Origin of the sequence: Streptomyces sp. UH6 (genome assembly GCF_013421635.1) — a bacterium.
Classification (GTDB): domain Bacteria; phylum Actinomycetota; class Actinomycetes; order Streptomycetales; family Streptomycetaceae; genus Streptomyces; species Streptomyces abyssomicinicus.
Genome location: NZ_JACADT010000719.1, coordinates 1 through 2,914 on the forward strand (window position 1 = coordinate 1; position 2,914 = coordinate 2,914).

A 2,914-nucleotide genomic window follows, 5' to 3' on the forward strand; every position below is an offset into this window, starting at 1 on the left:
GGCCGAAGACGGCGCGTGCTGCGCTGGACGGCGCTCGTCATGGCGTTCCTGATAGTCGGCACCGGTGTGGCCGGTTACCTGTACTACCAGCACCTCAACGGCAACATCGACACGGATGCCCGTGCCGGCGGGAAGTCAAACGCCAAGAAGACCAAACCGAACGCCGCGGGTCAGACCCCGCTGAACATCCTCGTCCTGGGGTCCGACGACCGCAACGATCCGAGGAACCTGAAGCTGGGCGGCAGCAAGGAGAACGTCGGGCAGAAGCCCCGCGCCGACGTGCAGATGCTGCTCCACCTCTCGGCGGACCGGAAGAGCGCCTCGATGGTGAGCATCCCCCGCGACACCATGGTGCAGATCCCCGAGTGCCGCGACGCCGAGGAGGACACGACCTACCCGGCGACCTACGGCATGATCAACTCCACGCTCCAGCGCGGCGGCCCGGGCTGCACCCTGTCGACCTGGGAGAACCTCACCGGGGTCTACATCGACCACTGGATCGTCATCGACTTCATCGGCGTGGTCGAGATGGCCGACGCGATCGGCGGCGTCGACGTCTGCGTCGAGCAGAACGTCTGGGACCGGTCGACCGCGGCGCAGCGGGGCGGATCGGGGCTGAAGCTCGAGGCGGGCACCCACCCCGTCAAGGGCGAGCAGGCGCTCCAGTGGCTGCGGACCCGGCACGCCTGGGGCAGCGACCAGATGCGCGCCAAGGCCCAGCAGATGTACATCAACTCGATGATGCGGGAGCTGCAGGAGCAGAACATCTTCACGGACAGCGGCGAGCTGATGGACCTGGCGGAGGCCGCCACCAACGCCCTGAAGGTCTCCGAGGAGATCGGCAGCGTCGCGAAGCTGGCCGGCCTGGCGATGGAGATGAAGGAGATCCCCATCAACCGCATCACCACGACCACCATGCCGAACGACCCGTGGCCGCAGGACCCGAACCGCCTGATCCCCCGGGCTGGCGACGCCGACAAGCTCTGGGCGATGCTTCAGGACGACGTGCCCTTCGACCGCAACGGCACGAAGGGCGGGAAGCCGGACTCCGGGCCGAAGGACGAGGCCGCGCCCGACGGGCAGATCGCCGTCCAGGTCCGCAACGGCACCGCGAGCGAGACGCTGGCGGCCGTGCAGGGCCGCGCCGGGGCGATCCAGCAGGTGCTGGCCGGCCAGGGCTTCGCGCTCGCCGCGAAGGACGGCGCGGCGACGAAACCCGCCAAGCGGACGGTGGTGCAGTACCCGAGCGCCGACCTCAAGGGCGACGCCCTGCGGGTCGCCGAGTCGCTGGGCATTCCGGCCAGCTCGGTGAAGAAGTCGGCCGACGTCAACGGTGTGACGCTGACGGTCGGCGCCGACTGGCGCGAGGGCGACTCCTACCCGAAGGAGAACGTCCTGGAGGAGGGCGACCTCCCGGAGAGCGCGGGCGCGCAGAACGGCGAGGAGAAGAACTGCATGGAGGTCGCGGAGGACATCTACACCTGGTAGCGGCGACCGGCGTCCGCAGGCGTCGGCGCACGAGGAGGGGCCCCGGTCGGATCGACCGGGGCCCCTCCTCGTGCGTGTTCTCGTGCGGGCCTTCCCGCGGGCCCTCGTACGGGCCTTCGCGGGCCTCGTGCGGGCCTCGTGCGCTTCGGCCGGTCAGTCGTTCGCCGGGGCGAGCACCGCCGGGCGGCGGGAGGCGATCACCTTGCGGGCCAGGGACCTGGGGCTGGTGAGGAAGCCGAAGCCCCAGGACATGTGCATGGTGGCCAGGGCGACCGGGATCTGGAGCCGTGCCTTGAGCGGCAGGCCCTTGCCGGCCGGCACCGAGCCCGCGACGATCGCCGCCAGGTAGCCGCCGGGTATCACCAGCGCCCACGGGGTGAGGGTCACGCCCGCGACCAGACCGGCGGCGATGGCGCACACGGCGGCCGGCGGGGCGAGGTAGCGCAGGTTGATGGAGCCCTGGTGGTAGCGGGCGACGACGTGCCGCCAGCGGCCGTAGTCCTTGTACTGCTTGGCCAGCGCCTTGACGCTGGGCCGCGGCCGGTAGGAGACCCGCAGCTCGGGCGAGAACCAGATCAGGCCGCCCGCCTCACGGATCCGGAAGTTGAGCTCCCAGTCCTGGGCCCGGATGAACTCGACGTTGTAGCCGCCCTGCTGCTCCAGCGCCTCGCGGCGGAAGACGCCCAGGTAGACCGTCTCGGCCGGGGCGGCCGCGCCGCCGGTGTGGAAGGCCGCGTTGCCCACGCCGATCTTCGAGGTCATGGCCGCGGCGACCGCGTGCTCCCAGTCGTTCTCGCCCTCGGCGTGCATGATGCCGCCGACGTTCTGCGCGCCGGTCTCCTCCAGGAGGCGGACGGCGGTGGCGATGTAGTTCGGCGAGAGCATCCCGTGGCCGTCGACGCGGACCACGACCGGGTGGCGGGACGCCTTGATCGCGGCGTTCAGCGCCGCGGGGGTGCGACCGGTCGGGTTGGGGACCGTGTGCACACGGGGGTCCTCGCGGACGAGCTCGGCGGCGATCTCGTCCGTGCGGTCCGTGGACGGGCCGAGGGCGATCACGACCTCCATCTCGCCCGCGTACTCCTGGGCGAGGATGGCGCGGACTGCCTCGCGAAGGTGCCGCTCCTCATCGAGGACCGGCATGATCACGGACACGGCGGGAAGCGGCGCGGCGGAATTGGCGTTCATCAGCCCTCACGTTACCGCGATCGGGGGACCTGGGCGCGCGCCGTCCCGCCGGGGCACCGGGCAGCAGATCGTATCGGCCTACCGTGCTCACGGAACGGATGCATATGGCCCGTTTGCGGGCCCCCAGGCCCTCCCAGGCCCTCGCGGAGGTGTACGCCCCTTGCCCGCCACGCCGCCCCGACCGCCCGAACGACCGGACCCCCGACGCCGTCGGCCACTGCGCGGCACGGTGCCGGGA

General features: G+C 71.3%; 2 protein-coding genes. One reads left to right on the plus strand and one right to left on the minus strand.

From position 1 onward, the window contains the following. On the plus strand, window positions 1-1,488 hold a 1,488-nt coding region (locus HW445_RS24790; RefSeq protein ID WP_257231271.1), incomplete at its 5' end, for an LCP family protein. Between the two features lie 153 nt (window positions 1,489-1,641). Here the strand turns inward: HW445_RS24790 and HW445_RS24795 are convergent. Then, window positions 1,642-2,676, minus strand: coding sequence for a glycosyltransferase family 2 protein (locus HW445_RS24795; protein ID WP_180223157.1), 1,035 nt, complete (start codon window positions 2,674-2,676; stop codon window positions 1,642-1,644). Window positions 2,677-2,914: the final 238 nt, after the last annotated feature.